This is a genomic window from Paracraurococcus ruber, from assembly GCF_004353985.1.
GTDB classification, from domain to species: Bacteria; Pseudomonadota; Alphaproteobacteria; order Acetobacterales; family Acetobacteraceae; genus Paracraurococcus; species Paracraurococcus ruber.
This window is the reverse complement of the sequence record NZ_SMOA01000003.1, coordinates 34,657-59,159: the sequence shown is the minus strand read 5'-3', so window position 1 is coordinate 59,159 and position 24,503 is coordinate 34,657. Positions and strand designations below refer to the sequence as shown.

Genomic DNA, 24,503 nt, shown 5'->3' with positions numbered 1-24,503 from the left:
CGCCTTCACCGCCGCTTCCGCCCGGCCAGCGGCACCACTTTCGGCGCCGGCGCCGCCTCCCAGCGTTCCACCCCACCCAGCGCTACCTCGCCGCGCCGCGGCAGATAGGTCTCAACGATCCGCTGGGCATGGTCGATCTTCCAGCCCGTCAGCGCGGCAATCTGCGGGATGGTCGCGCCGGCCAGAGCGAGCTGCACCACGCCGGTCCGCCGTAGGTCTCGGCGCTGCAGGTCGCTGATCAGCGCCGCTCGCACCGCCGCTTTCGCCGCCTCCCGCGCCTCCTCCACCCGCGCCAGCGGCAGGCCACCCCGGGCCCGCAGCGCCTGGCGGGCAAGGCGAAGGTTCGCCCGCGCCACCACCCGATCCCACATCCGGGCGAAGTTCCTCATGCGCCAGGGCAGGCCGCGCGGGCTGGGCAGCAGCAGCGTGCTCGGCTGCGCGCCGGGCTTCGCCGGCGGCTCCGGCGCCGCCAGCTCCGCCCCCAGCCGGGCGTGGCAGGGCACATCCACGGCCTCGCCGGTCTTCGCCTGGCGTAAGCGGATCCAGGTCCTCCCCTCCCCGTCCTGCCACATCATCGGTCGCGCCATGGTCAGCACATCGCCGGGCCGCTGGGCGGTGTAGAGCAGCAAAGCCAGTGCCTTCCGCATCCGGGGCGCCACGGCCGTGGCCGCATCCAGGAAGGCGTCGATCCGCGCCTGGTCCCAGACCTGGCTGCGCGGGCTGGTTTCGTGCAGGTCGAAATGCGCGGCCGGGTTCCGCACCAGCCCGGGCAGCTCGAGGTCATGGATGCCGAAGTTCAGCACCAGGCGCAGGGTCCGCAGGATGGCGTTGCCGCGCCAAGGCGTGGCGGCATACCCGGCGTGCAGCACGGCAACCGCCTTCCGGGTGATCCCGGCCACGGGCACGCCCTCCCAGGCACTGCGCAGGATCTCGATATGGTCGCGGTATTCCTGCTGAGTCCGGGGCGCGCGCCGTTTGAATTTCGGGCTGGCCAGGTAGAGGGCGCAGAGCTCGCCGAAGCTGCCGGAGGGCGGGCCGGACGGCGCGCGCATGTCCTCGTCCATCTCGGCGGCGATCGCCAGCGCCCTCTCGCGCGGCATGCCGTCGCGCTCCCGGCCGATCAGGCGGCCGGTCGGGCGGTGGTACCAGTCGAAGGTGGCGGTGCCGTCAGCGCGCTTGCGGCGGACGGGGTTTAGGCCCGGGCCTTTGGGTCGCGGCACGCTTGGCTCCCTCGATCGCGGCGGCTTCGGCGGCGGCCTGCTGCGCGGCCTCGGCCGCAGACTCCGGCAGCGCCTCCCGCCGGCCCGATACTATGTCGGCACGATCGTCCAGGGCGAGGCGATCCCAGGTGTCCAGGCCACCCTTGGCGCCACGGCGGACCGGCGGCGGCCACCAGCCTTGCGCGACCTCCCAGGTGAAAACGTCCGGCGAGACACCGACATATTCAGCCGCCTGGTCGCGCCGCAGGAACCGTGGCGCCAGGCTAAGCGGTAGGCTGGATGGCCGGCGGGTGCGGGACGCGAGGCTGCCGTCTGGCATTGTCAGCCCGCCTCGCAGGCCAGCGGGGCATTGGCGAGCTCGATCAGCACATCGGCGTGGCAGGGCTGCCCGGGGCGGCACCAACAGGCCAGCGTGCGGCCACGTAGCTCCGGCAGGTGGCGCTGGACGTGCCGCAGGGTCGCTTCCTGCCGCGCCGGCGTGGCGTGGGTGGTCAGGCAGACCAGGCCTCCCAACAGTCGGCGGTACAGCGCCACGCAATCGGCCGCGGTGCCATCCTCGCTGACCACGAAGGGGTTGCCCCAGGGCGTGCTGCGGTCCACGCAGATCGCGCCCTCGGGCAGAGTCCAGCCGGACGTGCGACGGCGCTGGATGCGCTGCGGCAGGTCAGCCATGGCCACCTCCCACCAGCAGCGCCAGCAGCGCGGTGGCCGCGCCGTAGGCGGCGAAGCCCAGCAGCGCGAGGCTGGCCAGCACCAGGCCAGCCAGCTGCGCCAGGCCGCCGGCCGTCATGGGCTGCTGCGGGTCCGGCTCCTCCGGCCGCAACGTGAAGCCCAGCACGCGCAGGGCGTGGTGCATCCGGCCGGCGCGCTCGGCGTCGGCCTCGCCGGCCGCTTCGGTGTTCTCGCCGTCGCCGGTATGGCGCAGGGCGACCGCCAGGGCGTGTTCGGCGCGGATCTCGGGCGGCAGCCAGGTCAGGGCGGTGCGCTCTGCGTCCAGCGCCGCGCGGGGCGGGGCATGCGACATCATGCGCGCGTCCTCCGGGTGACCCGGTCGACCTCGGCGGCCAGCGTGTCGGGCGCGGTGATGAGCCCGCCCCCGTTGATGATGACCACCCGGGGTAGCGCGCGCAGGAAGGCGGCGATGGCGCGCGGGATCATCAGGCTTGCGCACTCCTCGGCTTCCGCGATGCCGCCGGCGCGATGGGCCGCCCGCAGGGCATCGGTGATGGGGTCACTCATGCCGCGACGCCCTTCTCCTGGGCCGCGATCGCGGCCAGGTGGCGATGCACGTCGTCCAGGCCGATGCCCAGCTCCTCCTTGATCGCCCGGGCGCCCATGCCGGCCGCGCGGCACTCCCGCACCTCCTCCCGGATCCTGGCTTCCTGGCCGGCCACGGTGATGACCGCGCCGCTGCTGGGGGACAGCGTCGGCGCCTTGGCCGCCGAGGCCGGCGCCGCTTGCGCAGGCGCTGGGGGCGGCGCGGGTTGGCCTTCGTCGGTCTCCGTCCGCTGCGTCGGCAGGCCCAGGCGCTGCGCCAGGCTGTACAGGCTTGTGCTGGCGGCGAAGCGCTGCCCCGGCAGGCCATTGATGGCCCGCAGCACGTCCGACGCGGATCTGGTCCTATCCGGCCAGAGGCGGCGGAAGAGCGCCTCCTGCTCGGACGTCAGCATGCCGCGGCCGCCGGGTGCTGGCGCCGGCGCCGGCGCCGCGGCGACCGGGGCGGGCGGCGGCGCGGCAACTGGTGCAAGGGGGCGTGCACCAGTCGCGGGCGAGGCAGGGCGCGCCCAGTCCGGCAGGGTGATGATCAGGACGCCGGGCGCCTCGATCTCATGCGTCACTTGCTCGGCCAGCCGGCTCGGCATGTCGGCCAGCCAGGGCAGCGGGGCGGTGAAGGCCAGCCCCTTGGCCGAGCTGCCGTGCAGCGCGCGGCCGGCCTGCGCCCGCTCCGCCCGGATGCGGCCGGTGGCCCGGTCGACGGCCAGTTCCACCCGCTCCCGCTCCTTCCAGCCGAGTGCTGCGGCGAGCTGGCGGTTGATGTTCGCGGTCAGGTGCTTCCCGCCGCTCTTCGACTGCTGCCGATAGGCGACGGTCACCCGCGGCGCGCCGGTGCTGGCCATGGCCGAGGCGCGGAATTCCAGCTTTTCCCAGGCCATCGCGTCAGCCCTCCGCCGTGAAGGGCAGGCGCGGGGCGCAGGCGAAGGCGGGCGCTTTCTGCCGCAGCCGGTCCGCGAAGCGGCCGAAGGCGTCGCTCTCGGCCTCAGCCATCACCGTGGCGAGGGCATCGGCCGCGACCTGCGCCTGGTCGGCCAGCAGCAGCAGCCAGTCCGACCCGAAGGGAAGCGCCTGGGCATTGCCGATGGCGCGGGTGGCGGCGGCGTCCAGCCGATCGGCCAGGGCCAGCACATCGCGGCTGCATGCGGCGGCGTCGGGCCGCAAGGCGGGGGCGGTCATGCCTGGCCACCCCGCGACGCGTCGCGCGTGGACAGCGCCGCGATCTCCCGCGCCGCGCTGCGCAGCAGGGCGGCGGCGGCGGTCCATTCGCCCGCCGCGCGGTCCACGGCGTGCGAGGCCTGCTGCAGATCCTGCGACCCATGGCCCTGGCTGTGCAGCAGCCGCGCCAGCGCGGCGGCGGTCAGCGCCGGCTGGCCGGGCGCGTCGAAGCCCATGCGGCAGAGGCTACCCCAGATGGCCCGCGCCTCGGCATTGCTGCGGGTGCATTCGAGATGCGCCAGGAGCTCCTGCCGGGTCACCGGCTTCTGCAGCGGGAAGACCTGGGCGCCTTCCCGGGCGAAAGGGTGCGGCCGCGGCTGCGGCGGCGGGCCGGCCAAGCGGGCGCGGCGGGCCTCGGCCAGCGCCTGCGCGGCCTCTGCCACCGCCGGGTAATCCGGCCCGTCCGGCGCGGCCAGGGCGCGGGCCATGCTGTCCAGCGTGTCGGCCAGCTGCACCAGGCTCTCGGCCAAGTGGCCGGCGGCCTGGGCGCGGGCAGCTTCCAGGCGGAAGCCGGGCGCGAGGCCGACCAGGCTGCGGAAGGCCGCCAGCACGGGCGGCGGCGGGGTCAGCGCCACGGCGCCGCCGGGGATGGGTGGGATGCCGATGTCGGGGGTCATGCGCCGCCCAGCTCCCGCTGCGCGGCGGCGGCGATGGCCAGCGCCTTCGCGTCCCGGTCGGCATCGGCCTGGCACTCGACTAGGTCGGCGAAGCGCAGCGCCAGCGCGTCGGCCAGCATGCCGTCCGAGATGTCGCCCCAAAGCGAGCGCATGGCCGCGGCGGCGCCCCGCAGCGCGACGATGGCCTGGCCGAGGACGGTCATCACCAGGCGGTTGCGGGCGTCTTCGTCGTCGTCAGCGCTGGAGATCTCGGCGGCGGCCGGCGCGCTGAAGCCGAGGGCGCGTGGCAGGATGAAGTCCGGCAGGTCGGCGTTGGCGCCGACCGCGGGCAATGCCGCGCCTTCGGTGGCGAAGATGCCCCCGGGCTGCGGCGTGGTGGAAAGGCTGGGCATGTCGCTCCCCCGTGGGTTGACGGGGGTGGAATGTGCAGTGACTGGACATATTGGGCAAGCGCAATTTGCGCAGTCAATGCACAATGGCTAGTTGCGCGGTTTCATCCGCTCCGCAAAGCCTGCGATGACCGAAAGGCCTTCCTCATCCATGTCGCGGATTGCCCGTAGGATTCTATCCATAGCGCGCGCTTTTTCGGCGTCATTTGGGTGCGCAGACAGCTCGGCAATCGAGATGCCATACGCCTTTGCTATGGCCTCGAAGGTAGCATCGTCCACCCCAGTCGTCCCGGCCTCGTAGCGCAGAACCGTAGAATGGACCGTTCCGATTTCGTTCGCAAGCCATTCGGCAGTTTTTCCTAGGCGCTTGCGCCATGCCCGCAGGAACGGGCGTGTCGGATGCTTGCGGATCATGCGACGATCGTTGCACAGCGCGCCCGGGGCGACCTTCGCAGTCACTGCACAAAACGCCTTGCGGAATGTGTCCAGTCACTGCACATTCGGGCCATGACCCTCGCCGAGTATCTCGCGCAGCCGAAGGTGACGTCCGTGGCGGTGGCCCGGCGGCTTGGTGTTGCCCATTCCACCGTCCTGCGGTGGGCCGAGCGGCGAGTGCCGGCAGACCGCGTGCGCCCGCTAGCGGCCATCACCGGTCTGCATCCGCACGAGCTTCGGCCCGACCTGTACGACCCCCCAGCCGAGGCCGCCGCCTGATGGCATGCAGCATCACGGTTCTACTGCAGCCCTTGTCCGCTGGCGGCTTTGAAGGCTGCGAAGGCGCTTCGGCCGCGGCTGTCCATCACCAGACCGCGTGCAGCGCAGAATGCGCGCAGGTCGTCGAGTTGCACATGCACGCGGATGCAGGTTTCGAGGCTGATTCCTTGCTGCTTCAACTGGCGCTCGAAGCGTTGCCGCCACTGGTCCCAGGTCGCCGGCAGACGGTCGGCATCGACCTGTGCGGCACGGAAGGTGGCGAAGTCCTCTTCGGGCAGCCAGGCAATGGCTGCGCGGATCGCGGGCGACATTCGGAATCCTCCATGGTTTGTCGGGGGACATCCATGGTGCTGGGGCCGGTGCGTAATCGCAACGGTCATGTGCCGGCCCCTGAGGCCGCCGCCTGATGCACCGGACCATACGACCGTCGTGGGAGGCGCGCCGGGTAGAGCTGCGCAAGCGCGCGGCGCTGCCGGATTGGTACCGGCAGGCGCTGCTGCCACGCGCCCCCGATCCGGTGCGGCAGGTGGCACGCGAGCTGCGGGCGCAGTGCCTTTCGATTACGTCGCGGGTGGCACGGGAGTCTGCTTCTTGATCGCCTCCTTCAGTTCGGCGACGTTCGCGCCCAGCACGGCCACCGTCGCATTCAGCGCCGCCAGGGACGCCCGTGTCTCTTGCAGAGCGCGCATCAGCTTCTCGGCCGGGTCCATTGCATCTCCCATCTGTAGTGTAACGCTGGCCATGGTCGTCCAGTCCTGGGCGGAGCTTCAACGGTCCCGGCCCAGGCTTTTTCTTGCCCATATTCTCAACCCTGACGTGCTGAACGGCGGAGCCGATGCCGCCTGACGCGCCGGCCGTCATCTCAGGGCCCCAAAAGCAGCGCCATCGCGACCAGCGCCAGCGCCAGCGCGGCCATCATCAGCAAAAGGCCCGCGGCGGACTGGCATCCACCGCGGGCCTCGCTCTCCTCCTCTTCCTGCTGCTGCCGGGGTCCATCCATGCCCCGCAGTATGGAGGTAATCGTGGTTGAGATGTCGCAAATCCCTTGTCAGGCCTCGCACGATTCGTGCGAGGCGGAGCTGGCGCAGATGCGCGAATGGGTCCGGCAAGCCGCCGAGCCCTGCCCAGCCGGCGACACGGTGAAGGCCGCAATCGGCCGCGCCGCCCGCCGCCTGGGCCTCGATTACGCCAGGGCCTTCGGGTTTTGGCATGGCCGCGCCCGGTCCGTGTCCGCGCGCGAGTGGAACCAGGTCATTTCAGCCCGTCGTCATGTGCTCGCCGCAGAGCTGGCCCGATTGGAGGCCCGCAGCGAGCAGATTGCCAGGGAGTTGGGGGATGGATCGTCCGACGGCGCAAGAGGCGCGGGCGCGCGAAGCGGAATTGCTGGCGCAGGCGAAGCTGCTGGAAGCCCGCGCCGGCGCGCGGCTTGAAGATATGGCCGCGGCCACCGAAGCCGGGCGCCGCGCCGAAGCGGAGATCGCGGCCGCCCAGCGGGAGGCCGCGCGGCTGCGCGCCGAGGCGGAGCAGGCTCGGCGCGCCGGGATTCGCCTGCTGAATGGCGGGGAGGGTCGGGCATGAGGCGCGCCTGGTCTGAGCTGCTGCCGCAACTGCAGGCGCTGGCGGCAGAGAAGAAGAGCGCGGCGGAGATCGCCCGGACCATCGGGCAGGGCCTGACGAAGAACGCGGTGGCCGGCGCCTGCTACCGCTACGGCGTGCCGCTGCTCTGCGACCCGGTACGGGCGCGGCAGCTCTACGCCGCGCGCTGGGGCACCCAGCCGAAGGCGGCGCCGGCGCCGAAGCCGCTCAAGCCGACACGATCTGCGGCTGCCTCGGCTGTGACGGCGGCGGCGCCGAAGCGGCCGGTCGGCCCGCATGTCGCCCTGCCGCCCGCGCTGCCGCGCACCGCGCCGACCGTGGGCGTCATGAAGGGCGGCTGCCGCTGGCCGCTGTGGGGCAACTGGAAGGACGCGAAGAAGGACGGCCCGGTGCCGATGCCGCCGCCCTTCTGCGACGCGCCGCGGGTAGAAGGCCGCCCCTACTGCGCGGCCTGTTGCGACCTGGCGTATCCGTTCTGGCGGGCCCGCGCGGCATGAGCGGCGCGCCGGATCCCGCCGTGTTGCGCGCGGTCGGCAAGGCCCTGGCACCGCTGATGCGCCAGCACCCGCCGATGGAGGTGGTGCGCGCCCTCGCCTGGACCCTTGGCGGCTGCATGACCGTCCCCGTGCGCGGCGGTGTCATCGGCGCCGATGCGGTGACGGAATGCGTCGCCGAGATGATCGAAGGCGGCATGTGCGCCGAGGTGGTGACGCATCTGGCCGGCCAGGCGCCGGCGGGGCACGCCTGATGGACTCGCTCTTCTCCCAGACACGTCGCGCGGCCCCTGCCCCCGCGCGGCGTGGGGTGTCGCCCGGCCCGCGCAACGCGGGCGGCACCTCAGGCGGCCGGCCTTCCTCCTCGGGGCCGGCCGCCTCCCTCTTCGCCCCGCAAGGGGCACAGCAGCTCGGGCGCGCAGGTGCCCGGGACGGTGCGCCGGCCGTTTCTCCGGCGTCCTTGGACGTTTCCTCCCTAGACTGCGCCGCCGGGGTCAGTTCGCCGGCCTCGGCGGCGGCTTTTTCCGGGGCAGAGACGTACATGCCCTGGCCGCTGCCGCCGCTGCTGCGCGTGGCGATCGCCGGCTGGGCCGCGGCGGCTGCCGCCGGTGACCATGTCGTCTACCTGCGCGGCGACGCCGCCACGCTGCAGCGCCTGGCGGTGTGGAACGCCCTGCTGCCGCTGGAAGCCCTGATGCTGGCCAATGCGGCCGAAGCGCAGGCCTTGGCCGATACCGGCACGCTGCGCCTGCTGCGCCGCCGGGTTTGGGGCGCGACCGAATACGTCGCGGTCCGGGTCTAGGGCGATGGACGGCTACCGCCCCGGCCAGGCGCCAGTCAGCATCGCCATGCGTGCCATGCCGGCGAACCTGCAGGCGGAGCAATCGCTGCTCGGCGGCCTGATGGTGAACAACAAGGCTCTGGACGGGGTCGCGGAGTTCCTGGCGGCGGACCACTTCGCCGATCCCGTGCACGCCGCGATCTATGCCGCGATCCAACGGCGAGTGGAGGCCGGGCAGACCGCCGACGTCATCACCCTGCGGCCGGAGTTCGAGGCAGCGGGCACCCTCTCCCCGGCCGGCGGCGTCGCCTATCTGGCCGAGCTGCTGGTGCACAATGTCAGCGTCCGCAACGTGCCGGCCTATGCCCGGCTGGTGCATGATGCCTGGCTGCGGCGGCAGCTGGCGCGGGCCTGCGATTCCGCCATCTCCCAGGCTCTGGGCGAGGGCGGCGAGATTACCGCGCCGGAGGTGCTGGACGGCCTCGAGGAATCGTTGACCGCGCTGGCGGACAAGCGGCAGGGGCGGGAGGCGTCGGCGGGCGGCGACGTCGCCACCCAGGTGATCGAGGAGATGTTCGGCGCCATCGCTCGCCGCGGCGGCCTGGCCGGTATCACCACCGGCTATCGCGGCCTGGACCGCATGACGGGCGGGCTGCGCGGCGGCCAGATGGTGATCCTCGGCGCGCGGCCGGCCATGGGCAAGACGGCGCTGCTGGCCGGCATCGCGGCGCGAGCCGCGGCGGCCGGCGCCCGGGTCTATTTCTGGGGCGGCGAGATGCTCGCCTCCGCCGTCATGGCGCGGCTGGTGGCGGCCGCCGCAGACCTGCCGCTGGAAGCGGTGACGCGCGGCGCCATGCCGGAAGGCGAGAGCCTGCGGCCGCTGCGGACGGAAGACGAGGAAACCTACCGGCTGCGGCAGCAGGCGCTCCGCGTCGGCGCCCTGCCGATCGCCTGGGATGACCAGCCGGCCCTGCCGGTGGCGGTGTTGCGGCAGCGCCTGCGGCGGCACAAGCGCCGGCACGGGCTGGACCTGGTCTGCGTCGACTATCTCGGCCTGCTGCGCGGCGGCGCCGATGCCCAGCGCCAGAGCCGCTATGCCGAGATGTCGGAGATCAGCCGCGGCCTGAAGGCCATCGCCATGGAATTGCAGGTGCCGGTGGTTGCGGCTGCGCAGCTGAACCGCGCGAATGAGGGGCGGGAGAACAAGCGGCCGCAGCTCAGCGACCTGCGCGATTCCGGCGACATTGAGCAGGACGCCGACATGGTCTGGTTCCTGCACCGGGAACACTACTATCTTCAGAACGGCCGCCCCCGCCGCGCCTCCCACAAGTCGGAGGAGCAATACTTCGCCGCCCTCGGCGAATGGCAGCGGCAACTGGAAGCCGAAGAGGGCAAGGGTGAGCTGATCATCGCCAAGCAGCGCCAGGGCCGCGTCGGGCCGGTGCGGCTGCGCTGGCTGGCGGAACAGACCTTCTACCTGGACGAAAGCGATGCCGACGGCGCCCTGCCGGCGGCGGGAGGGGCGGGTTGAGCGATTCGAAGACGACCATGGCGCCGTTACGCGAGATGGAGTGGCCCGACCTGCGATCCCGGCTCCTGCCGATTCGCGTGCTGCGTCTGGCGGCGTGGGAATGGCCAAACGCGGGCGGCCCCGATGCCTACTTCGGCCATTGGTGCTGGGTGGCCGTCGGGCGATGGGTGATCTGCTTCGGCCATGGCAGGTATGTCTTTGGGAGCGGCTTCTATGGCTGATCCGCAAACCACGGACGGGCTGCGGCCCGTCGAGGTTTACGCATTGCTGCGTAAACGCATCCGGGAGGCCGGCGGGCCCAGCGCCTTCGCGCGGCAGGCCGGCGTGTCGCCGCAGCTCGTCTCGGATGCCGATTGCGGCCGTCGCTTCCCTGGCCCGTCGCTGCTCGCCGCGCTCGGCCTGCGGCGGGTGGAGGTTGTGCGCTACGTGCCGCTCGGCGGGCAGGCGGGCGCCGGCAATGGCTGACCGTCGCCCCTGGCCCGTGCCGGCCATGCCGGCGCGGCCGCGCCTGGACAACGCGCTGGTGCGCGCCAAGGCCTTCAAGGCCTCCGACCGCGAGATGCAGGCATTCCTTCGCGGCCTCCAGGTGGCCGAGGCCACCTGCCTGGATGTGGTGGAGGAAATCTACAACCGCGCCGACGCCGCCAGTGGCGGCGATCGGAGCGACCTGAATCGCGCCGCCGCCGGCGCCAAGGCCTGCGCCAGCCATATCGAGGCGGTGTTCGATGCCGTCGCGGAGGCCTCCGGCCAAGCGCCGACCCGGCGGGGCATCAAGGCCCTGCTGTCGCGGCTGCTGCCATCCCAGCCCGCCGCCTCCTCTACCGCCGCCGGAGATCCCGCATGAGCCGCCGCTGCACCTGCGCCCGCCTGCTCGCCGCGCTCGGCGCCGATCCGCGGCTGCGCACCCTGCCGCTGGCCGCGCGAGCGCTCTGGCTGCTGATCGCCGAGGCCGCGCTGGCGACCGGCGGGGTTCTGCCATTCTCGGGTTCCGCCCGGGTTTCGCTGCTGGTTGCCGCGCCGGAAACCGAGATCGAAACCCAGCTGGAAACCCTGATCGCAGAAGGGCTGCTGGTGCGGGAGGGCGATGGCCTGGCCGTGCCGCTGCTGGCGGATGTGGCGCCGGCGGTCGCCAGCAGCAGGGCGAATGGGGCGCGCGGCGGGCGGCCGCGGCGGGGCGAGACGCCCGAGCAGGCCCGGCTGCGGCGTTCGCAGGGCAGCATGGTGCTGCCGCTGCCGGGCGGCGCCGGAAACCCGGCGAAACCCGGCGCGGAAACTCCTGATCATGATGATGATGGACAATCATCATCCTCTTCCTCTCCGTCCCCTACCGCGCGCGTGGAACCCGCCCTGGCATTGGCGAGGGAGGTGGCGGAGATGGCCGGCATGGATCCCGCCCGCTCCGCCTGGTCGGCGCGGGAGGTCCAGGGCTGGCTGCAGGCCGGCGCGACGCCGGGGCTGGTACGCGCCACGGTCGCCGACGTCATGACCCGGGCGAGGGGCGTGCCCAGCACGCTTCGATACTTCACCCAGGAGGTGGAGCGGGCGGTGCGGGAAGGGCAGCGATTCGCGCCGGCAGCCGCCGCCGACACGCCGCAGGCCCGCTGGGCTGCGGCCTTCGCGGAACACTGCGACCGCGGCGGTGATCCGCTGCGCTTCCCGAAGCCCGAAGCCTTCGCCGCCTGACGCCGGGAGCATCGCCGCATGAACGCGCTAGCGAAACGCCTTGACCTGGTCCGAGACATGCGGGTAACGAACGCGTGCGGGCACACCAACTCTGCAAGCGTCGCGGCAGAGTGCGGACCCGCCGCCGGGCCTGAGGGCTCCGCGTCGCCTCAGGTGCCGAAAGCACCTGGAGTGCGCAAGCTATCCGAACCTCGCTGGTACTGCGTCGAGGCCTACCCGAACCAGCAGCGTGAAGTGCGGGCCCGGCTGGTGCAGCTGGGCTTCGAGGTGCTGATGCCGCTGGGCTGTCGTGTCCTCGGTAGCGGCGTGCTGGTGACCCCGCTGTTTGGGCAATACCTGTTCGTCCGGTTCGACGCGGTGAAGGGCGCCTGGCGCCGCATCTGCTACACCCGCGGCGTGCGGCGCATCTTCGGCTCGTCGCCTGAGGCGCCGCATCCCATGGACCCGGCGCACATGCGGCTGATCCAGGGCCTTCCGGTCCGAGGCCTGGACATGATGGCCGTGTGTGCTGGTGGCATGCCGGAGATCGGCCAGCCTTTCCGGATCGTCGCTGGGCCATGGCGTGGATGCGTGGGTATCTGCCTGGATGTCGTGGGTGGTGGCGTGCGCGCCCTCGCGTTCCTTCGGGCCGGGCCGGGCGAGGTGGAACTGCCTGCGAAGTGGTGCCGCCTGGCATGACCCGCCGTCTGTCGGCCATCCCCGCTCGTCTGGGCAGGCTGGCCAGCCGCACCGCTTCGGCCGTCACGGTGGGAACAGGCTTCGCCCGCACCGACCGCAGCAGTTCCACCGCCCGCGGCTATGGGCAGGACTGGCGAAGGGTGCGGGAGCAGGTGCTTGCAGACGAACCGCTCTGCCGCTTCTGCCAGGCCAAGGGCAGGGTCACTGCAGCTACGGACCTGGACCACATCCGCAGCTTCCAGGGCCTGGACGACCCACTGCGGCTGGACCGGAGCAACCTGCGGCCGCTGTGTCAGCCCTGCCACATGGCGCGGACGGCTCGGCAGGCGGCCGGGGCTTACGAGTGACTGGCAGGGGGGTGGTCGAAAGTCTGGGCCGCGAAGGCTTCAGGACCGCACCCAAACCCATCCGCAGGTTTTTTTTCGGCCGGAGCAAGAAATGGAGGGCCAGGAAGGAAAGAAACCCGGCCGCCGTGCCTATGCGCCGTCGGATGCGGATCGGGAGACGGTGCGGCGCATGGCCGGCGCCCGCCATGCCGACATCGCCAAGGTGCTGGGCATCAGCGTCCCAACACTTCGCAAGCGGTTCGCCAGCGACCTCGCCGCCGGGAAGGCGGAAGACCTCTTCACCGCCGAGGCCGCGCCGCCGACCCCGCGGCAGCGGTCGGTAGCAGGCGGCCGAAAGCCGCTGCGCCCGGACTTCGGCCAGCGCCGCCGGGTGATGGACCTGGCCGCCTGCGGCAAGCCACCGAAGGTCATCGCCCGGGTCCTGGGCGTGTCGGAGCCGACGCTGCGCAAGCACTACGCCGAGGAGCTGGCGACCGGCGCCGAGCGGGTCGAGGCCGAGGTCATCTCCGCCCTGATGTCGAAGGCCCGGAGCGGCAATGTCTCCGCCCTGAAAGAAGCCCGGGCCATCATCTCGCAGGCCCGCCTGGATGAGATGCAGGAGGCGCTGACCGCGGGCCACGCCCCGGCGAAGCCGCCGAAGGCAGAGACGCCGGGCAAGAAGCTGCAGGCGGCGCGTGAGGCCGCTGATGTCATCGCCACCGCCGACTGGGCCGCGCATCTGAGGCCGAATTGACCGTCTGGCAGTTCGCCGTTCCCGATTGGTGGGAGAGGTTGCAGGCCGGCCGGTCGCTGCTGCCCGACCTGCCGCTGGACCACGCCCAGGCGGCGGTGGCGGTGGACATCTTCAACCGCATCCGGCTGCCGGATGTGGAGGGCCAACCACCGCTGGCGGAGGCTGCCGGAGAGTGGTTCCGCGACGTGGTGCGGGTGATCTTCGGGTCGCGGGATCCGGAGACCGGCCTGCGGCGGGTCCCCGGGGTCTTCCTCGAGGTGCCGAAGAAGAACAGCAAGACCACCAACTCCGCGGCGCTGATGCTGACGGCGCTGCTGATGAACGTCAGGCCGAACGCGCAATTCGGCCTGTTCGGCCCAACGCAGGAAATCGCCGATCTCGCCTTCTCCGCCGCCGCCAAGATGATTGAGGCGACGCCGGATTACTCGTCGGTCTTCGACGTCAAGGACTACAACAAGACGATCGTGATGAAGGCCGGCAAGGGCAAAGGGTCCTGGCTGAAGATCACCACTTTCGACATGCAGACCGCGACAGGCGGCAAATATGCCGGCTGGCTGCTGGACGAGCTGCACCTGCTGGGCAAGGTCCACTATGCGTCCCGGGTGCTGGGGCAGCTGCGCGGCGCGGCCTCGGCCATCCCGGAGCAGTTCGGGGTGATCATCAGCACCCAGTCGGATGAGCCGCCGGCCGGGGCCTTCAAGGAAGAGCTGACCTATGCCCGCGCGGTGCGGGATGGCCGGGTGCCGCGGCCGAGCGTACTGCCGATGCTGTACGAGTTCCCGCGCCAGGTGCAGGCGGACGAAGCCAAACCCTGGCGCGACCCGGCCACCTGGCCGGCAGTTCTGCCGAACCTCGGCCGGTCGGTGTCCCTGGATGTCCTGCTGCGGGACTACGAGACCGCCCGGGAGAAGGGCGAGGCCGAGGAACGCCGCTGGGCATCGCAGCATCTGAATCTGGAAATCGGCCTGGCGCTGCACGCGGATGCCTGGGCCGGCGCCGAGCACTGGGCCCCGAACGCCGAGCCTGGCCTGACCCTGGATGCGCTGCTGGCGCGCTGCGAGGTGGCGACCATCGGCATCGATGGCGGCGGCCTGGACGACCTATTCGGCCTGGCGGTGGTGGGGCGGGAGACGGGCACGCGCCGCTGGCTGCACTGGGGCCGGGCCTGGGCGCACCCGATCGTGCTGCAGCGTCGGAAGGCGGAGGCGGCGCGGCTGCGGGACTTCGCCCAGGATGGCGACCTGATGCTGGTCGAGCGCATGGGCGACGACCTGGCCGGCGTGGTGGAGGTGGTGCGCGCCGTCCGCGATGCCGGCCTGCTGCCGGAGAAGCACGCGGTGGGGCTGGACCCCGCCGGTATCGGCGCCGTGCTGGACGCGCTGGCCGAGATCGGGATCGAGGGCGAGCAGGTCGCCGGCGTCTCCCAGGGCTGGCGGCTGAATGGTGCCATCAAGACGACCGAGCGCCGGCTTGCGGAAGGCGAGATGCGCCACGCTGGCCAGCCGCTGATGGCGTGGTCGGTCGGCAATGCGAAGGCGGAGCCGAAGGGCAACGCGGTCAGCATCACCAAGCAGGCGGCCGGCTCTGCGAAGATCGACCCGCTGATCGCGCTGTTCTGCGCGGTCGAGCTGATGGCGCGGAACCCGGTGGCGCGGAGCGGCGCCGACCAGGTCTTCGTGTGAGGAGCGTGGATGTCTCTATTCTCCCGCCTTGCCGCGCGCCTCGGCTATGTCCGGCAGGGCTGGGCGGAGCACCTTGCCTGGATGCTCGCCGGCGGGATGGCGACGCGGTCCGGCGTAGCGCTGAGCAACGAGAAGGCCCTACAGGTCGCTGCCGTGCTGGCCTGCGTGCGGGTAATTGCGGAAGGCATAGGCGCCCTGCCGGTGGCGCTGCGGCAGCGCACCGCGGAAGGGGCGGAAGACAACACCTCGGCCGACGCAGCCTGGCTGCTGCAGGAACCGAATGCCTGGATGACCTGGCAGGAAGTCGCCGAGACCTTGACCATGCATGCTGCGTTGACGGGGAACGGCTTCGCGCTGATCCAGCGCGGCGTGCGCGGCCAGCCGATCGGCGTGCTGCCGCTACTGCCGAGCTGGGTGCAGTGGAAGCAGACCGCAGACTGGTCCATCGAATACCGGGTCACATGGCCGGGCGGTCGGCAGCAGCTGGTCGGCCTGATCGACATGTTCCACCTGCGCGGCCCGTCATGGGATTCGGTCGCTGGCCTCGAGGTGGTGCGGCTGGCGCGGGAGAGCATCGGGCTGGCGGCGGCCATCGAATGGACCCAGGCAGGCCATTTCGGCAAGGGCGGCACGCCCAGCGGCGTGCTGACCCTGGAAGGGCGCGTCTCCCAGGAACAGGCGGAGGATCTGCAGACCCGCTGGCAGCGCGCCTACACCGGCGAAGGCGCCGGCAAGATCGCGGTGCTGGGCAATGGCGCCAAATTCCAACCCTATGAGCTGAACTTCGCCAGCCAGCAGACCCTGGAGACGCGGCGGCAGCAGGTGGAGGAGATCTGCCGCGCCTTCCGCGTCTTCCCGCAGATGGTCGGCTTCGGCGACAAGGCCACGACCTATGCCTCGGCCGAGGCCTTCTTCGTCGCGCATGCCGTCCACACCCTGGGCCCCTGGGCCCGGCGGTGGGAGCTGACGCTGGGCCGGGACCTGCTGGCGCCGCGGCAGCGCGCCACCGGCCTGTTCTTCCACGTCAACACGGAAGCCATCCTGCGCGCCGACACCAAGGCGACGGGCGAGTTTCTGCGCCAGATGGTGGATGGCGGGATCATGAGCCGCAACGAAGCCCGCCGCCGGCTGGGGCTGAATGCGGTGCCGGGCGGCGACACGCCGACGCCGGCGGCGAACATCGGCGGCTCTGCCACCCGCCCTGCGGAACCGGCGCCCGCGGCGCCCTGAAGGACCCCGACCATGCCCGATTGCTTCGTCCCCTGGACGGTGCAGCTCGCCGCCGGCGAGGGCTCCGCCATGACCTTCTCCGGCATCGCCGCCGTCTATGGCCGCCCCGATGATGGGCGGGACTACACCTTCGCGCCCGGCGCCTTCGATGGCGCGGTGCGGCAGATGCGGGCGGGCAAGCGGCCGGCGATGCTGCTGCAACATGGCGGCTGGGACTTCACCGCGGACGACATGCTGCCGATCGGCCTCTGGACCGACCTGCAGGCGGACGAACAGGGCCTGAAGGTATCCGGCAAGCTGGCCGACACCGCACGCGGCCGCGACATCTACGCCCTGCTGAAGATGGACCCGGTCCCGGCCATCGATGGCCTGTCCATCGGGTTTCGCGCCACGAAGCGCCAAGTGAACGACGCTGCCGCCCCCGGCGAGCCGCGCGTCACCATCCAGGAGATCGACCTGGTCGAGATCTCCGTCGTCACCTTTCCCGCCATGACCGCGGCGCGCGTCACCAGCGTGCAGAGCGGCCTGTCGGTGCGCGATCTGGAGCGGAGGCTCGTGCGGGATGCCGGGCTGTCGCGCCGGGAGGCCCAGGCGCTGCTGCGCCGGGGCAAGGCCGGCCTCGAGGCCCTGCGGGACGCGGGCGAGGCCGGAGACCAGGGCGACGACCCGTCGCCCGATGCGCTGGCCGCGCTGGCCGCGCAGATCGAACGCAACATTCGGACGATGAAGGGCTGACCCCGTGTCCTCTCTCGATACCCTGAAGGATCTGCTGGAGAAGCAGAATCAGACCTTCGAGGCCTTCAAGCAGGCCAATGACGACCGCCTGAAGCAGCTGGAGCAGAAGGGCGCCGCCGACGCCGTGACGGTGGACAAGGTGGAGAAGCTCTCCGCCGAGCTCGACCGCCTGGGCGACAACTTCAAGGCGCTGGAACGGCTGGCGACCCTGCCCGGCCGCGGCGTCGACCGCGCCTTCGAGGAGAAGCAGGCGGCGCGCCTGGCCACCGCCAACCTGCACCTGCAGTCCATCGCCGGCCTGGCGGGCCGCCAGACGAAGCTGTTCGATGCCGAGCAGCTGGCGAAGTACGAGACCGACTTCCGCGAGTTCCTCCGCTCAGGCCGCGACCACGAGATGCAGTCCTGGCACCGCCAGGACTTCCAGATCACGGTGGACGGCGATGGCGGCTTCCTGGTGCCGCCCGACATGTCCGGCCGGTTGGTGACCCGCCTGTATGAGCGGTCGGACATGCTGCCGATCGTCAACGTCCAGCAGGTCACCGCCTCTGAGATGGAGGGGATCATGGACACCGCGGACGTCGACGCCGGCTGGCGCGGCGAGACGGAGCCGGTGACCGACAGCACCAACACCTCGGTCTCCCGCTACTCCATCCAGGTGGAGGAGATGTGGTCGCAGCCCCGCGCCTCCACCCGGCTCATCGCCGATGCGGCGGTGAATATCGAGACCTGGGTGGCGGACAAGCTGGGCGACCGCTTCGCCAGGCTGGGCAATGCGGCCATCGTCGCCGGCGACGGCATCAAGAAGCCGCGCGGCTTCCTGTCCTACCCGTCCAACACCACCGCGGATGCCAGCCGCACCTGGGGCACGCTGCAGCGCCGCGGCACCGGCGCGTCCGGCGCGATCGGGACCAACCCCTTCGATATCCTGATCGACCTGACCATGGATCTGAAGCCAGCCTATCGCCGCAACGCCCGCTGGGTGGCGGCGCGTGCCACCTTTGCGCAGTACCGCAAGGCGAAGGACACCACCGGCCAGTACCTGTGGCAGCCGCCGGTGCAGGCGGGCATGCCGGCCACCATGCTCGGCTACCCGATCACCGAGGCCGAGGACATGCCGGCGCTGGCCGCCAACAGCGACAGCCTGGCCTTCGGCGACTTCCAGGAGGCCTACACTGTGGTGGAGCGGGCGGGGATCACCATCCTCCGCGACCCCTACACCGCCAAGGGCTGGGTGCGGTTCTACGCCACTAGGCGCATGGGCGGCGGCCTGGTGAACAGCGAGGCGCTGAAGATCCTCCGCGCGGCCTGACCGGCCTGGGCGGCGCTGCGGCGCCGTCCTTCCCCTGAACCCCAGCCCGAAGGGCTCTCCCCATGCTGCGAACCATCTCCACCCGGCTCGCGCCGGCGATCACCCTTGCCGCGCAGACGGCGGCCGCGACCGTGACCGGCACCTCGGTCGACTTGCAGGGCTTCGGCGCTGTCAGCTTCCAGCTCGCAATCGGTGTCGGCGGCATCACCTTCACCGGCACCAACCGGGTGGACTTCAGCGTCGAGCATTCCGACGACAACTCCACCTGGGTGGCGGCGACGGCGGCCGAGGTGAACCTGCCGGGCGGCTTCACCTGGGCCACCGGCGGCATCGTCCGGTCGCTGACCGCGGCCAAGGCGGCAGCGGACGTGCAGGAAATCGACTATATCGGCAACCGGCGGTATGTCCGGCTGACAGCCACCTTCGGCGGCACGCATGCCACCGGCACGCCGATCTCCTGCCTCGCGGTGCGCGGCCTGCCCGAACTGATGCCGGCCTGACGATGGAAGCGATCGTCACCGTGCCCTTCCTGGGCGTGCCGGACGGCGTGGTCTACCCGAAGGACTATGCCGTCGGCGACCTGGTCACCGGCGACCTGGCCGAGCTGGCCGTGCGTGAGGGCTGGGCCAAGCCCGCGAAGGCGGCACCCAAGCCGCCCGCGCCCCCGGCCGGCTAAGCCCGCCGCCATGGACCTCCGCCTGATCACACCCGCGACCAGCGAGCCCCTGTCGGAGGCCGTGGCGATGGACCATTGCCGCGCCAATGCCGAAGCGGACGGCGGCGCCGAGTTCGGCCTGTTCGGCGCGCTGATCACGGCTGCGCGGGAGCAGGTGGAGGCCATGACGGGCCGGCTGCTGCGGGTGGAGGAGTGGGAGCTGCGGCTGCCCTGCTTCCCCGCCTGCGGCCGCCCGATCCAGGTGCCGCACGCGCCCTTCGTCTCGCTGACCTCGCTGTCGACGGTGTCCGCGGCCGGCGTCACCACCACCCTGGCCGGCACGGCCTACCAGGTCGAGGCCCCGACCGGCCCGGCCGCGCTGCCGGCGACCATCTGGTCGGCGGCGAACACCGCCTGGCCCAGCACCGACGCTGGCGTCCGCGGAGCGGTGCGGGTGCGCTACCGCGCCGGCTATGACACCCCGCCGAAGGCGCTGCTGCAGGCCATGCTGCTGCTGATCGGCGCGATGTACGAGAACCGCGAGGCGGAGGTCGAGACCCGCGCCAGCGCCGCCCGGGCGCTGAACAGCAACCCGGCCTTCGATCGGCTGATCGCGCCCTATCGGATCCTGGCGGTCTGATGGGCGCGGGGGAGCTGCGGCACCGCTTGGTGCTGGAACAGCGCGCCCAGGAGGCCGATGCCGGCACGGGCCTGGCCGAGACCTACACCGCCGTGGCGGAGGTCTGGGCGAAGATCGAGGCCAGCAAGGGCGCGCTCTACATCGAGCGGGTGCAGGTCGGCGAGGGCCCGACCCACCGCATCACCATCCGCTGGCGGCCGGGCACCGGCTTCACCCATTGCCGCGACCTGGCCGGCCGTCGCTGGCGCGTGCGGGATGTGCGGGACATGGACGGCGACCGGCGCTGGTTGGTCATCGGCGCGGAGGAACTGACCGCATGATCGACCTGAAGGTGACCCAGGGGCGGGAGACCTTCCTCGACCTGGTCATCGCCGGCCGCCGGCTGGACGAGACGCTGCGCCAGACGGTCCGGGAGACCGCCCAGGAATATCAGGCCCGCCTGAAGGCGGACCTGCGGGCGGCGAAGTCGGGCAAGCTGTACGGCGCGCGCGCTGGCCGGCGGACCTTCCGCCGCGTCACCCGGAAGACCACCGTCTTCGGCCGCCAGGCGTCCTACCGCACGGTTGCGGCGGTGGCGCGCAACACCCGCGCCTATCGCGCCTCCGCCCCCGGCCAGGCGCCGGCGGTCTTCACCGGCGCCGAGCTACGGGCCGTGAAGCTGAAGTTTCCGGCCAAGGAGAAAGGCTACGGCGCCAAGGTCTTCGCCGACCGCGGCGTGGCCTTCTACCGCCATTTCCTGGAGTTCGGCACCCGCGACCGCGTCCAGCGCCGGGGCGCCGGCGGCAAGGCGGTGAACCGCTTCGTCGGCCGGATCGAGCCCCGCCCGGTCTTCTCCCCGCTGCAGGCGCAGCTGGAAGCCGAGATGCTGCGCCGCGTCGGCCGCGCCGCCGACCTCTTCGCCGCCTTCCGGGGCTGACGCATGCGCCCCTCCGCCGTCATCCCGCGCCTGAAGGCGCAGTGCCCAATCTTCTCCGGCCGCGTCGCCGGCGCGATCGACTACAAGCGCGCCATCCAGGCGGACGAATTCCCCGTGCCCCATGCCTTCGTGCTGCTGGCCGGCATCACCCCGGACGGCGACGACCAGCTGTCCAGCCTGGACCAGGGCATGCAGGTCCAGCTTTCGGTGGTGATCGCCGTCTCCACCGCCGCCGATGACCGCGGCCAGGATGCGTCGGAACGGTTCATGGACTGCTTCGTGCAGGTGCGGGACGCGCTGCTGGGCTGGACCCCGGACCCTGCCTTCGGGCCGATCCTGATGGACGGCATGACGCTGTCCGAGGGTGAGACCTTCACCCGCGCCCGCGCCTGGGCGCAGATCGACATCACCGCTGCGGCCATGGTCCGCGATCTCGCATAGGAGGCTGCCATGCCTGTCGGCGCACAGGGTTCAAGCTTCAAGCTCTACGGCAAGATCGAGACGACGGAGAACGTCGCCCCGACCGGCAACTGGGACCAGTATCCCTGCTTCAGCTTCACGCTGGGCGGCGACCAGGAGCTGTCGCAGGACGAGATCCTTTCCGCGAACCCGAACGCCGACGCGGCCGATCCCTACTACGGCAAGCTGGCGGTCACCGGCGATGCGCGGGTGCCGCTGGATACGGTCCATTTCGGTCGCTGGCTGCGCAAGCTGATGGGCAGCCCGACCACCTCCGGGTCGGTGAACTTCACCCACGTCTTCAAGTCGGGCTCCACTGCCCTGCCGTCCTGGGGCTTCGAGAAGGCTTTCCCGGACATCACCCAGTTCGAGCGCATGCTGGGCGCGCGGGCGAACAGCATGGAGATCGCCATCTCCGACACCGGCGCCGCGGATGCGACCATCGGCCTGCTGGCGATGCAGGAGGTGACGGCCGCCAGCTCCGGCGCCGGCACGCCGGTGAACACCAGCTTCCGCCGCTTCCAGCGCCCGACCGGCACCATCAGGCAGGGTGGCAGCACCCTCGGCGCGGTCACCGGCGGCACCATCCGCTTCACCAACAACATGCAGTTGGTGAACGATACCGTGCGGTCGGACAACCAGGCCGAAGGCATCGACTTCGGCCAGCGGCAGGGCAGCGGCGAGCTGACGCTGCGGTTCAGGGACTACACCCAGGTCACGCTGGCCACGAACGGCACGGCAACCAGCGTGGAATACTCCCTGACGATCGACGCCAACACCTCGATCACCTTCCTGTACCCGCGGGTCTTCTTCCAGCGGCAGAAGCGGCCGGTGGACGGCCCGCGCGGGATCAGCATCAACCTGCCCTTCATCGCCGCCTATGACAGCACGGCGCAGTGCCTGCTGCAGGTGACGCTGAAGAACCAGGTGGCGTCCTACTGATGCTGCGCCTGACCGTCGCCCGGGGCGAATACTGGCTGCCGGCGCTGCCCTACGGCGTGCGGGTGAAGGTCCGCCCGCTGACCACCGCCGTCCGCGAAGCGGCGCTGGCCGAGGCGACCACCCGCGTCGCCGAGTTGAAGCGGGAGGCGGAGGATGCGGCCAAGGCCGGCACGCCGCATGACCCGAATGGCCAGACCGGCGCGAACGCAGCCTGGCTGCAGGGCCTGGTCTGGCAGTTCACCCTGGAAGCCATGGCCCGCTACGGCATCGTGGAATGGGAAGGCATCGGCGGGGACGATGGGCTGCCCCTGCCGCTGACGCCCGCCGCCTGCGCCGCCTTCGCGGCGGAGCCGCTGGTCGGCCGCGCCTTCTTCCTGGCCTACAGCGAACCGCTGGATGCGCTGAGTGCGGAGGGAAACGGCTCCGGCGCTTCTGCCAGTGGCGGTACGGCAGGGGCGCCGAATCCTGCGCCGGCTGCCCCGGCCGCCCCGCCTGGCCCGGCGGCGTAGGGGAACCCGCCACCTGCGCTGACTGCCCTGGCGACCAGGACCGGCCGCGGTCCCCCGAAGGTGCGGCCTGCCTGCGCGCCGCGGAGACCTGCCTGGCCGGCGGCGGCTGGACGGCGGTGACGGTGGACATGGCCGGCGCGGTGGCGCTGGCGCGGGCGGCCGGCGTGCCTAGCCAGGTGGCCGCCGTACTGCTGGCGGCGGCGGCTGACGGCATCATGGCCGGGCGGGCGGAGCGGACGGAGAAGACCGAATGAGCGGCTCCACCCGGGCGATCACCCTGACGCTTTCGGTGCGGGACGCGGAGAACGTCCAGAGCACGTTGCGCAGCCTGGGCACGGCCGGCGAGGAAAGCCTGCGCCGGCTGGAAGCGGCGGCGCAGCGGGTCGGCTCGCGCAGCAGCGGGCTGCCGGCGATCTCGGAGGCGGCGAAGGAGGCGGAGACCCGCTTCAGCGGCCTGGGCCGCACCATCGGCAGCGCTGGCTTCCAGATCCAGGACTTCGCCGTCCAGGTGCAGTCGGGCCAGTCCGCGCTGACGGCGCTGAGCCAGCAGGGCAGCCAGTTCCTGGGCGTCTTCGGCACCGGCGGCGCGATCGCCGGCGCCGTGCTGACCGTCGGCATCCTGGCGGCGCAGTTCCTCGGCCTAGGCAAGGACGCCGATGAGGCGGCCAAGCGGGTGGAGGCGCTGAACAAGGAACTCGGCGCCACGGCGGCCGAGCAGTACGCCCTCGGCATCCAGCGCGCCGGCACCGCGATCAAGTCCTACACCGAGCTGGTCGAGACGGCGACGCAGCGCACCGCCCGCCTGCGGGAAGAGCAGTTCAAGTCGGTCCAGGACTCCACGAACCTGGAAGCCGCCCGGGCCGGCCTGCAGCTGCAATCCCTGCAGCAGCAGCGCGGCAGGATCGTGTCCGACATCACGGGCACCTTCGACGCGACCGACCCGGGTGAGCTCCGCCTTGGGCAGCGGGAGGTTCGGCGGCGGGCGGACGACCTAGCGCGCGTGGGGCGGCAGATCGCCGCCCAGGAAGACCTGGCGCGCCGGCTGAATGAGCAGGCCGCGGCCCTGAACTCCCGGGTCCGCCCGGACGGCACCGTGAACTTCGGCGGCCTGGGCTTCGGGCAGGACAAGCCGGAGGATAAGCCGGAGCGCAGCCCGCGGGAGCGCAGCGCCCGCGCCACGCGCGAGCCCGGCGACCCGCTGGCTGGCTTCGAGGATCTGCAGCAGCGCATCGCCCGTGAGGCCCAGGCGGTGGCGAACAGCGTGGATCCGGCTGCGGCTGCCTTCCAGCGCCTGACCGACAGCCTGGCCAAGGTGAACAGCGCCGGGAACCTGTTCCTGCAGACGCAGGACCGGGAAGGCGGGCCGCTGGGCCTCTCGCCGGAGCGGGTGCAGGAAGTCACCCGGCTGTTGCAGGACCAGTACATCGAGACGCTCGACAAGCTGGATAAGAAGAACCAGGAAGTCGCGGTCTCCGGCCGGGAAATCGCCACCGTCTTCACCTCCGCCTTCGATGGGATGATCACCGGCAGCGGCAAGGCCGGCGACGCGCTGAAGCGGTTGGAGCAGGGTGTTGCGCGGCTGATCGAGCGGGCATTCATCACCCGGCCGCTGGAGCAGGCGCTGAATAACTCCCTGGGTGGGTCGGGCGGATCGGGCGGCCTGAGCGGCGTGTTCAACAGCCTGTTCAGTGACTTGTTCGGAAATGCATTCGGCGGCGGCTATACGGCGGGCGGCTTGCCGACCAGCAGCACGCTGAACAGCCTGAGCAACCAGGCGAGTAGCTTTGCCTCCCAGGGATTCGCCTTCGCCCGCGGCGGCGTGATGACGCCGCTGGGCCCGCTGCCGCTGCACAGCTACGCGGGCGGCGGCGTCGCACGGTCGCCGCAGGTCGCCATCTTCGGCGAGGCGCGGCGTCCCGAGGCCTATGTGCCGCTGCCCGACGGCCGCAGCATCCCGGTGACGATGGATGGCGGGGGCGGGGGCGCGGTGATCCAGATCGACGCCCGCGGCGCCGAGGCCGGCGTGGAACAGCGGATCGACGCCGTGCTGGCCCGCCGCCTGCCGGCCATCCTGGCGGCCAGCGAGGGCAACTTGGCGGCCAAGGTCAACCGCGGCGGCAACCTGGCCAAGACGTTCGGGCGGAGGGTCTGAG

40 protein-coding genes are annotated in these 24,503 nt (G+C 71.7%); 27 read left to right on the top strand and 13 right to left on the bottom strand.

The window, feature by feature from the left end:
* Positions 1-5: 5 nt before the first annotated feature.
* The 10 genes from E2C05_RS01750 to E2C05_RS01705 form a co-directional block, all read right to left on the bottom strand.
* Positions 6-1,220: a site-specific integrase gene (locus tag E2C05_RS01750; protein ID WP_133217876.1), complete on the bottom strand. Its 1,215-nt coding sequence runs from the start codon at positions 1,218-1,220 to the stop codon at positions 6-8.
* Positions 1,168-1,539, bottom strand: a complete 372-nt coding sequence (locus E2C05_RS01745; RefSeq protein WP_240046510.1) for a DNA-binding protein — start codon at positions 1,537-1,539, stop codon at positions 1,168-1,170. The genes E2C05_RS01750 and E2C05_RS01745 overlap by 53 nt, the downstream gene beginning before the upstream one ends.
* 2 nt (positions 1,540-1,541) lie before the next feature.
* Entirely contained in the window at positions 1,542-1,892 is a 351-nt protein-coding gene (locus E2C05_RS01740; protein ID WP_133217875.1) for a DUF4326 domain-containing protein, read from the bottom strand.
* A complete protein-coding gene (locus E2C05_RS01735; RefSeq protein WP_133217874.1) occupies positions 1,885-2,244 on the bottom strand; it encodes a hypothetical protein in 360 nt (119 codons plus the stop codon). Before E2C05_RS01735 ends, E2C05_RS01740 begins: the two co-directional genes overlap by 8 nt.
* Positions 2,244-2,459 (bottom strand): hypothetical protein, encoded by a 216-nt coding sequence (locus tag E2C05_RS01730; RefSeq protein WP_133217873.1) that lies wholly within the window; start codon positions 2,457-2,459, stop codon positions 2,244-2,246. Before E2C05_RS01730 ends, E2C05_RS01735 begins: the two co-directional genes overlap by 1 nt.
* Positions 2,456-3,373: a hypothetical protein gene (locus tag E2C05_RS01725; protein ID WP_133217872.1), complete on the bottom strand. Its 918-nt coding sequence runs from the start codon at positions 3,371-3,373 to the stop codon at positions 2,456-2,458. Before E2C05_RS01725 ends, E2C05_RS01730 begins: the two co-directional genes overlap by 4 nt.
* A 4-nt stretch (positions 3,374-3,377) precedes the next feature.
* Entirely contained in the window at positions 3,378-3,671 is a 294-nt protein-coding gene (locus E2C05_RS01720; RefSeq protein WP_133217871.1) for a hypothetical protein, read from the bottom strand.
* Positions 3,668-4,327: a hypothetical protein gene (locus tag E2C05_RS01715; RefSeq protein WP_133217870.1), complete on the bottom strand. Its 660-nt coding sequence runs from the start codon at positions 4,325-4,327 to the stop codon at positions 3,668-3,670. Before E2C05_RS01715 ends, E2C05_RS01720 begins: the two co-directional genes overlap by 4 nt.
* Positions 4,324-4,719, bottom strand: a complete 396-nt coding sequence (locus E2C05_RS01710; RefSeq protein WP_133217869.1) for a hypothetical protein — start codon at positions 4,717-4,719, stop codon at positions 4,324-4,326. The genes E2C05_RS01715 and E2C05_RS01710 overlap by 4 nt, the downstream gene beginning before the upstream one ends.
* Before the next feature lie 87 nt (positions 4,720-4,806).
* On the bottom strand, positions 4,807-5,130 hold the full coding sequence (locus E2C05_RS01705; RefSeq protein WP_133217868.1) for a helix-turn-helix domain-containing protein: 324 nt from the start codon (positions 5,128-5,130) through the stop codon (positions 4,807-4,809).
* A 93-nt stretch (positions 5,131-5,223) separates the two neighbouring features.
* Here E2C05_RS01705 and E2C05_RS01700 point away from each other — a divergent pair, with 93 nt between their 5' ends.
* Entirely contained in the window at positions 5,224-5,430 is a 207-nt protein-coding gene (locus tag E2C05_RS01700; protein WP_133217867.1) for a helix-turn-helix domain-containing protein, read from the top strand.
* 20 nt (positions 5,431-5,450) lie between these two features.
* Here E2C05_RS01700 and E2C05_RS01695 read toward each other — a convergent pair whose 3' ends face one another.
* From E2C05_RS01695 to E2C05_RS34130, 3 genes are all read right to left on the bottom strand, one after another.
* The gene (locus E2C05_RS01695; protein WP_133217866.1) at positions 5,451-5,741 is read right to left on the bottom strand and encodes a hypothetical protein; all 291 of its coding nucleotides are present in this window, start codon (positions 5,739-5,741) and stop codon (positions 5,451-5,453) included.
* A 249-nt stretch (positions 5,742-5,990) separates the two neighbouring features.
* Positions 5,991-6,140, bottom strand: a complete 150-nt coding sequence (locus E2C05_RS32730; protein ID WP_158291881.1) for a hypothetical protein — start codon at positions 6,138-6,140, stop codon at positions 5,991-5,993.
* 152 nt (positions 6,141-6,292) lie between these two features.
* Positions 6,293-6,430, bottom strand: coding sequence for a hypothetical protein (locus E2C05_RS34130; protein WP_205082675.1), 138 nt, complete (start codon positions 6,428-6,430; stop codon positions 6,293-6,295).
* A gap of 335 nt (positions 6,431-6,765) precedes the next feature.
* On the opposite strand from E2C05_RS34130, the gene E2C05_RS01690 reads away from it, so the two are divergent.
* From E2C05_RS01690 to E2C05_RS34125, 26 genes are all read left to right on the top strand, one after another.
* Complete coding sequence (locus E2C05_RS01690; RefSeq protein WP_133217865.1) at positions 6,766-7,008, top strand: hypothetical protein; 243 nt, start codon at positions 6,766-6,768, stop codon at positions 7,006-7,008.
* Positions 7,005-7,523 carry a GcrA family cell cycle regulator gene (locus E2C05_RS01685; protein WP_133217864.1) on the top strand — a complete coding sequence of 173 codons (519 nt, stop codon included), beginning with the start codon at positions 7,005-7,007 and terminating at the stop codon, positions 7,521-7,523. Before E2C05_RS01690 ends, E2C05_RS01685 begins: the two co-directional genes overlap by 4 nt.
* A gap of 20 nt (positions 7,524-7,543) precedes the next feature.
* On the top strand, positions 7,544-7,774 hold the full coding sequence (locus E2C05_RS01680) for a hypothetical protein (protein ID WP_158291880.1): 231 nt from the start codon (positions 7,544-7,546) through the stop codon (positions 7,772-7,774).
* Between the two features lie 287 nt (positions 7,775-8,061).
* Positions 8,062-8,322, top strand: a complete 261-nt coding sequence (locus E2C05_RS01675) for a hypothetical protein (RefSeq protein WP_133217862.1) — start codon at positions 8,062-8,064, stop codon at positions 8,320-8,322.
* A gap of 4 nt (positions 8,323-8,326) precedes the next feature.
* Positions 8,327-9,832, top strand: coding sequence for a replicative DNA helicase (locus E2C05_RS01670; RefSeq protein ID WP_158291879.1), 1,506 nt, complete (start codon positions 8,327-8,329; stop codon positions 9,830-9,832).
* Complete coding sequence (locus E2C05_RS01665; RefSeq protein WP_133217860.1) at positions 9,829-10,053, top strand: hypothetical protein; 225 nt, start codon at positions 9,829-9,831, stop codon at positions 10,051-10,053. The genes E2C05_RS01670 and E2C05_RS01665 overlap by 4 nt, the downstream gene beginning before the upstream one ends.
* Positions 10,046-10,297 (top strand): hypothetical protein, encoded by a 252-nt coding sequence (locus E2C05_RS01660; RefSeq protein WP_200305196.1) that lies wholly within the window; start codon positions 10,046-10,048, stop codon positions 10,295-10,297. Before E2C05_RS01665 ends, E2C05_RS01660 begins: the two co-directional genes overlap by 8 nt.
* A 25-nt stretch (positions 10,298-10,322) precedes the next feature.
* Positions 10,323-10,676: a hypothetical protein gene (locus E2C05_RS01655; protein ID WP_133217859.1), complete on the top strand. Its 354-nt coding sequence runs from the start codon at positions 10,323-10,325 to the stop codon at positions 10,674-10,676.
* Positions 10,673-11,515 (top strand): hypothetical protein, encoded by an 843-nt coding sequence (locus E2C05_RS01650; protein ID WP_133217858.1) that lies wholly within the window; start codon positions 10,673-10,675, stop codon positions 11,513-11,515. Before E2C05_RS01655 ends, E2C05_RS01650 begins: the two co-directional genes overlap by 4 nt.
* Before the next feature lie 171 nt (positions 11,516-11,686).
* A complete protein-coding gene (nusG, locus tag E2C05_RS01645) occupies positions 11,687-12,193 on the top strand; it encodes a transcription termination/antitermination protein NusG (protein WP_158291877.1) in 507 nt (168 codons plus the stop codon).
* Positions 12,190-12,540: an HNH endonuclease gene (locus tag E2C05_RS01640; protein ID WP_158291876.1), complete on the top strand. Its 351-nt coding sequence runs from the start codon at positions 12,190-12,192 to the stop codon at positions 12,538-12,540. Before nusG ends, E2C05_RS01640 begins: the two co-directional genes overlap by 4 nt.
* A gap of 169 nt (positions 12,541-12,709) precedes the next feature.
* On the top strand, positions 12,710-13,273 hold the full coding sequence (locus E2C05_RS01635) for a helix-turn-helix domain-containing protein (protein ID WP_133217855.1): 564 nt from the start codon (positions 12,710-12,712) through the stop codon (positions 13,271-13,273).
* Positions 13,270-14,955, top strand: coding sequence for a terminase large subunit (locus E2C05_RS01630; RefSeq protein WP_133217854.1), 1,686 nt, complete (start codon positions 13,270-13,272; stop codon positions 14,953-14,955). The genes E2C05_RS01635 and E2C05_RS01630 overlap by 4 nt, the downstream gene beginning before the upstream one ends.
* Before the next feature lie 9 nt (positions 14,956-14,964).
* Positions 14,965-16,185 (top strand): phage portal protein, encoded by a 1,221-nt coding sequence (locus tag E2C05_RS01625; protein WP_133217853.1) that lies wholly within the window; start codon positions 14,965-14,967, stop codon positions 16,183-16,185.
* Between the two features lie 12 nt (positions 16,186-16,197).
* Positions 16,198-16,920, top strand: coding sequence for an HK97 family phage prohead protease (locus E2C05_RS01620; protein WP_133217852.1), 723 nt, complete (start codon positions 16,198-16,200; stop codon positions 16,918-16,920).
* Positions 16,921-16,924: 4 nt separating this feature from the next.
* Complete coding sequence (locus E2C05_RS01615) at positions 16,925-18,229, top strand: phage major capsid protein (protein ID WP_133217851.1); 1,305 nt, start codon at positions 16,925-16,927, stop codon at positions 18,227-18,229.
* Between the two features lie 62 nt (positions 18,230-18,291).
* Positions 18,292-18,729 carry a hypothetical protein gene (locus E2C05_RS01610; RefSeq protein WP_133217850.1) on the top strand — a complete coding sequence of 146 codons (438 nt, stop codon included), beginning with the start codon at positions 18,292-18,294 and terminating at the stop codon, positions 18,727-18,729.
* A 2-nt stretch (positions 18,730-18,731) separates the two neighbouring features.
* Positions 18,732-18,905 carry a hypothetical protein gene (locus E2C05_RS32725; protein ID WP_158291875.1) on the top strand — a complete coding sequence of 58 codons (174 nt, stop codon included), beginning with the start codon at positions 18,732-18,734 and terminating at the stop codon, positions 18,903-18,905.
* Positions 18,906-18,915: 10 nt separating this feature from the next.
* Positions 18,916-19,524, top strand: coding sequence for a head-tail connector protein (locus E2C05_RS01605; RefSeq protein WP_158291874.1), 609 nt, complete (start codon positions 18,916-18,918; stop codon positions 19,522-19,524).
* Positions 19,524-19,844 carry a head-tail adaptor protein gene (locus E2C05_RS01600; protein ID WP_133217848.1) on the top strand — a complete coding sequence of 107 codons (321 nt, stop codon included), beginning with the start codon at positions 19,524-19,526 and terminating at the stop codon, positions 19,842-19,844. Before E2C05_RS01605 ends, E2C05_RS01600 begins: the two co-directional genes overlap by 1 nt.
* Positions 19,841-20,440 carry a hypothetical protein gene (locus E2C05_RS01595; RefSeq protein WP_133217847.1) on the top strand — a complete coding sequence of 200 codons (600 nt, stop codon included), beginning with the start codon at positions 19,841-19,843 and terminating at the stop codon, positions 20,438-20,440. Before E2C05_RS01600 ends, E2C05_RS01595 begins: the two co-directional genes overlap by 4 nt.
* 3 nt (positions 20,441-20,443) lie before the next feature.
* The gene (locus E2C05_RS01590; RefSeq protein WP_133217846.1) at positions 20,444-20,881 is read left to right on the top strand and encodes a phage tail terminator protein; all 438 of its coding nucleotides are present in this window, start codon (positions 20,444-20,446) and stop codon (positions 20,879-20,881) included.
* A gap of 9 nt (positions 20,882-20,890) precedes the next feature.
* Positions 20,891-21,841 carry a phage tail tube protein gene (locus tag E2C05_RS01585; RefSeq protein WP_133217845.1) on the top strand — a complete coding sequence of 317 codons (951 nt, stop codon included), beginning with the start codon at positions 20,891-20,893 and terminating at the stop codon, positions 21,839-21,841.
* A complete protein-coding gene (locus tag E2C05_RS01580; protein WP_133217844.1) occupies positions 21,841-22,350 on the top strand; it encodes a hypothetical protein in 510 nt (169 codons plus the stop codon). Before E2C05_RS01585 ends, E2C05_RS01580 begins: the two co-directional genes overlap by 1 nt.
* Before the next feature lie 116 nt (positions 22,351-22,466).
* Entirely contained in the window at positions 22,467-22,604 is a 138-nt protein-coding gene (locus E2C05_RS32720) for a hypothetical protein (RefSeq protein ID WP_158291873.1), read from the top strand.
* Entirely contained in the window at positions 22,601-24,502 is a 1,902-nt protein-coding gene (locus E2C05_RS34125) for a hypothetical protein (RefSeq protein ID WP_200305194.1), read from the top strand. Before E2C05_RS32720 ends, E2C05_RS34125 begins: the two co-directional genes overlap by 4 nt.
* The last annotated feature ends 1 nt before the right edge of the window (position 24,503 follow it).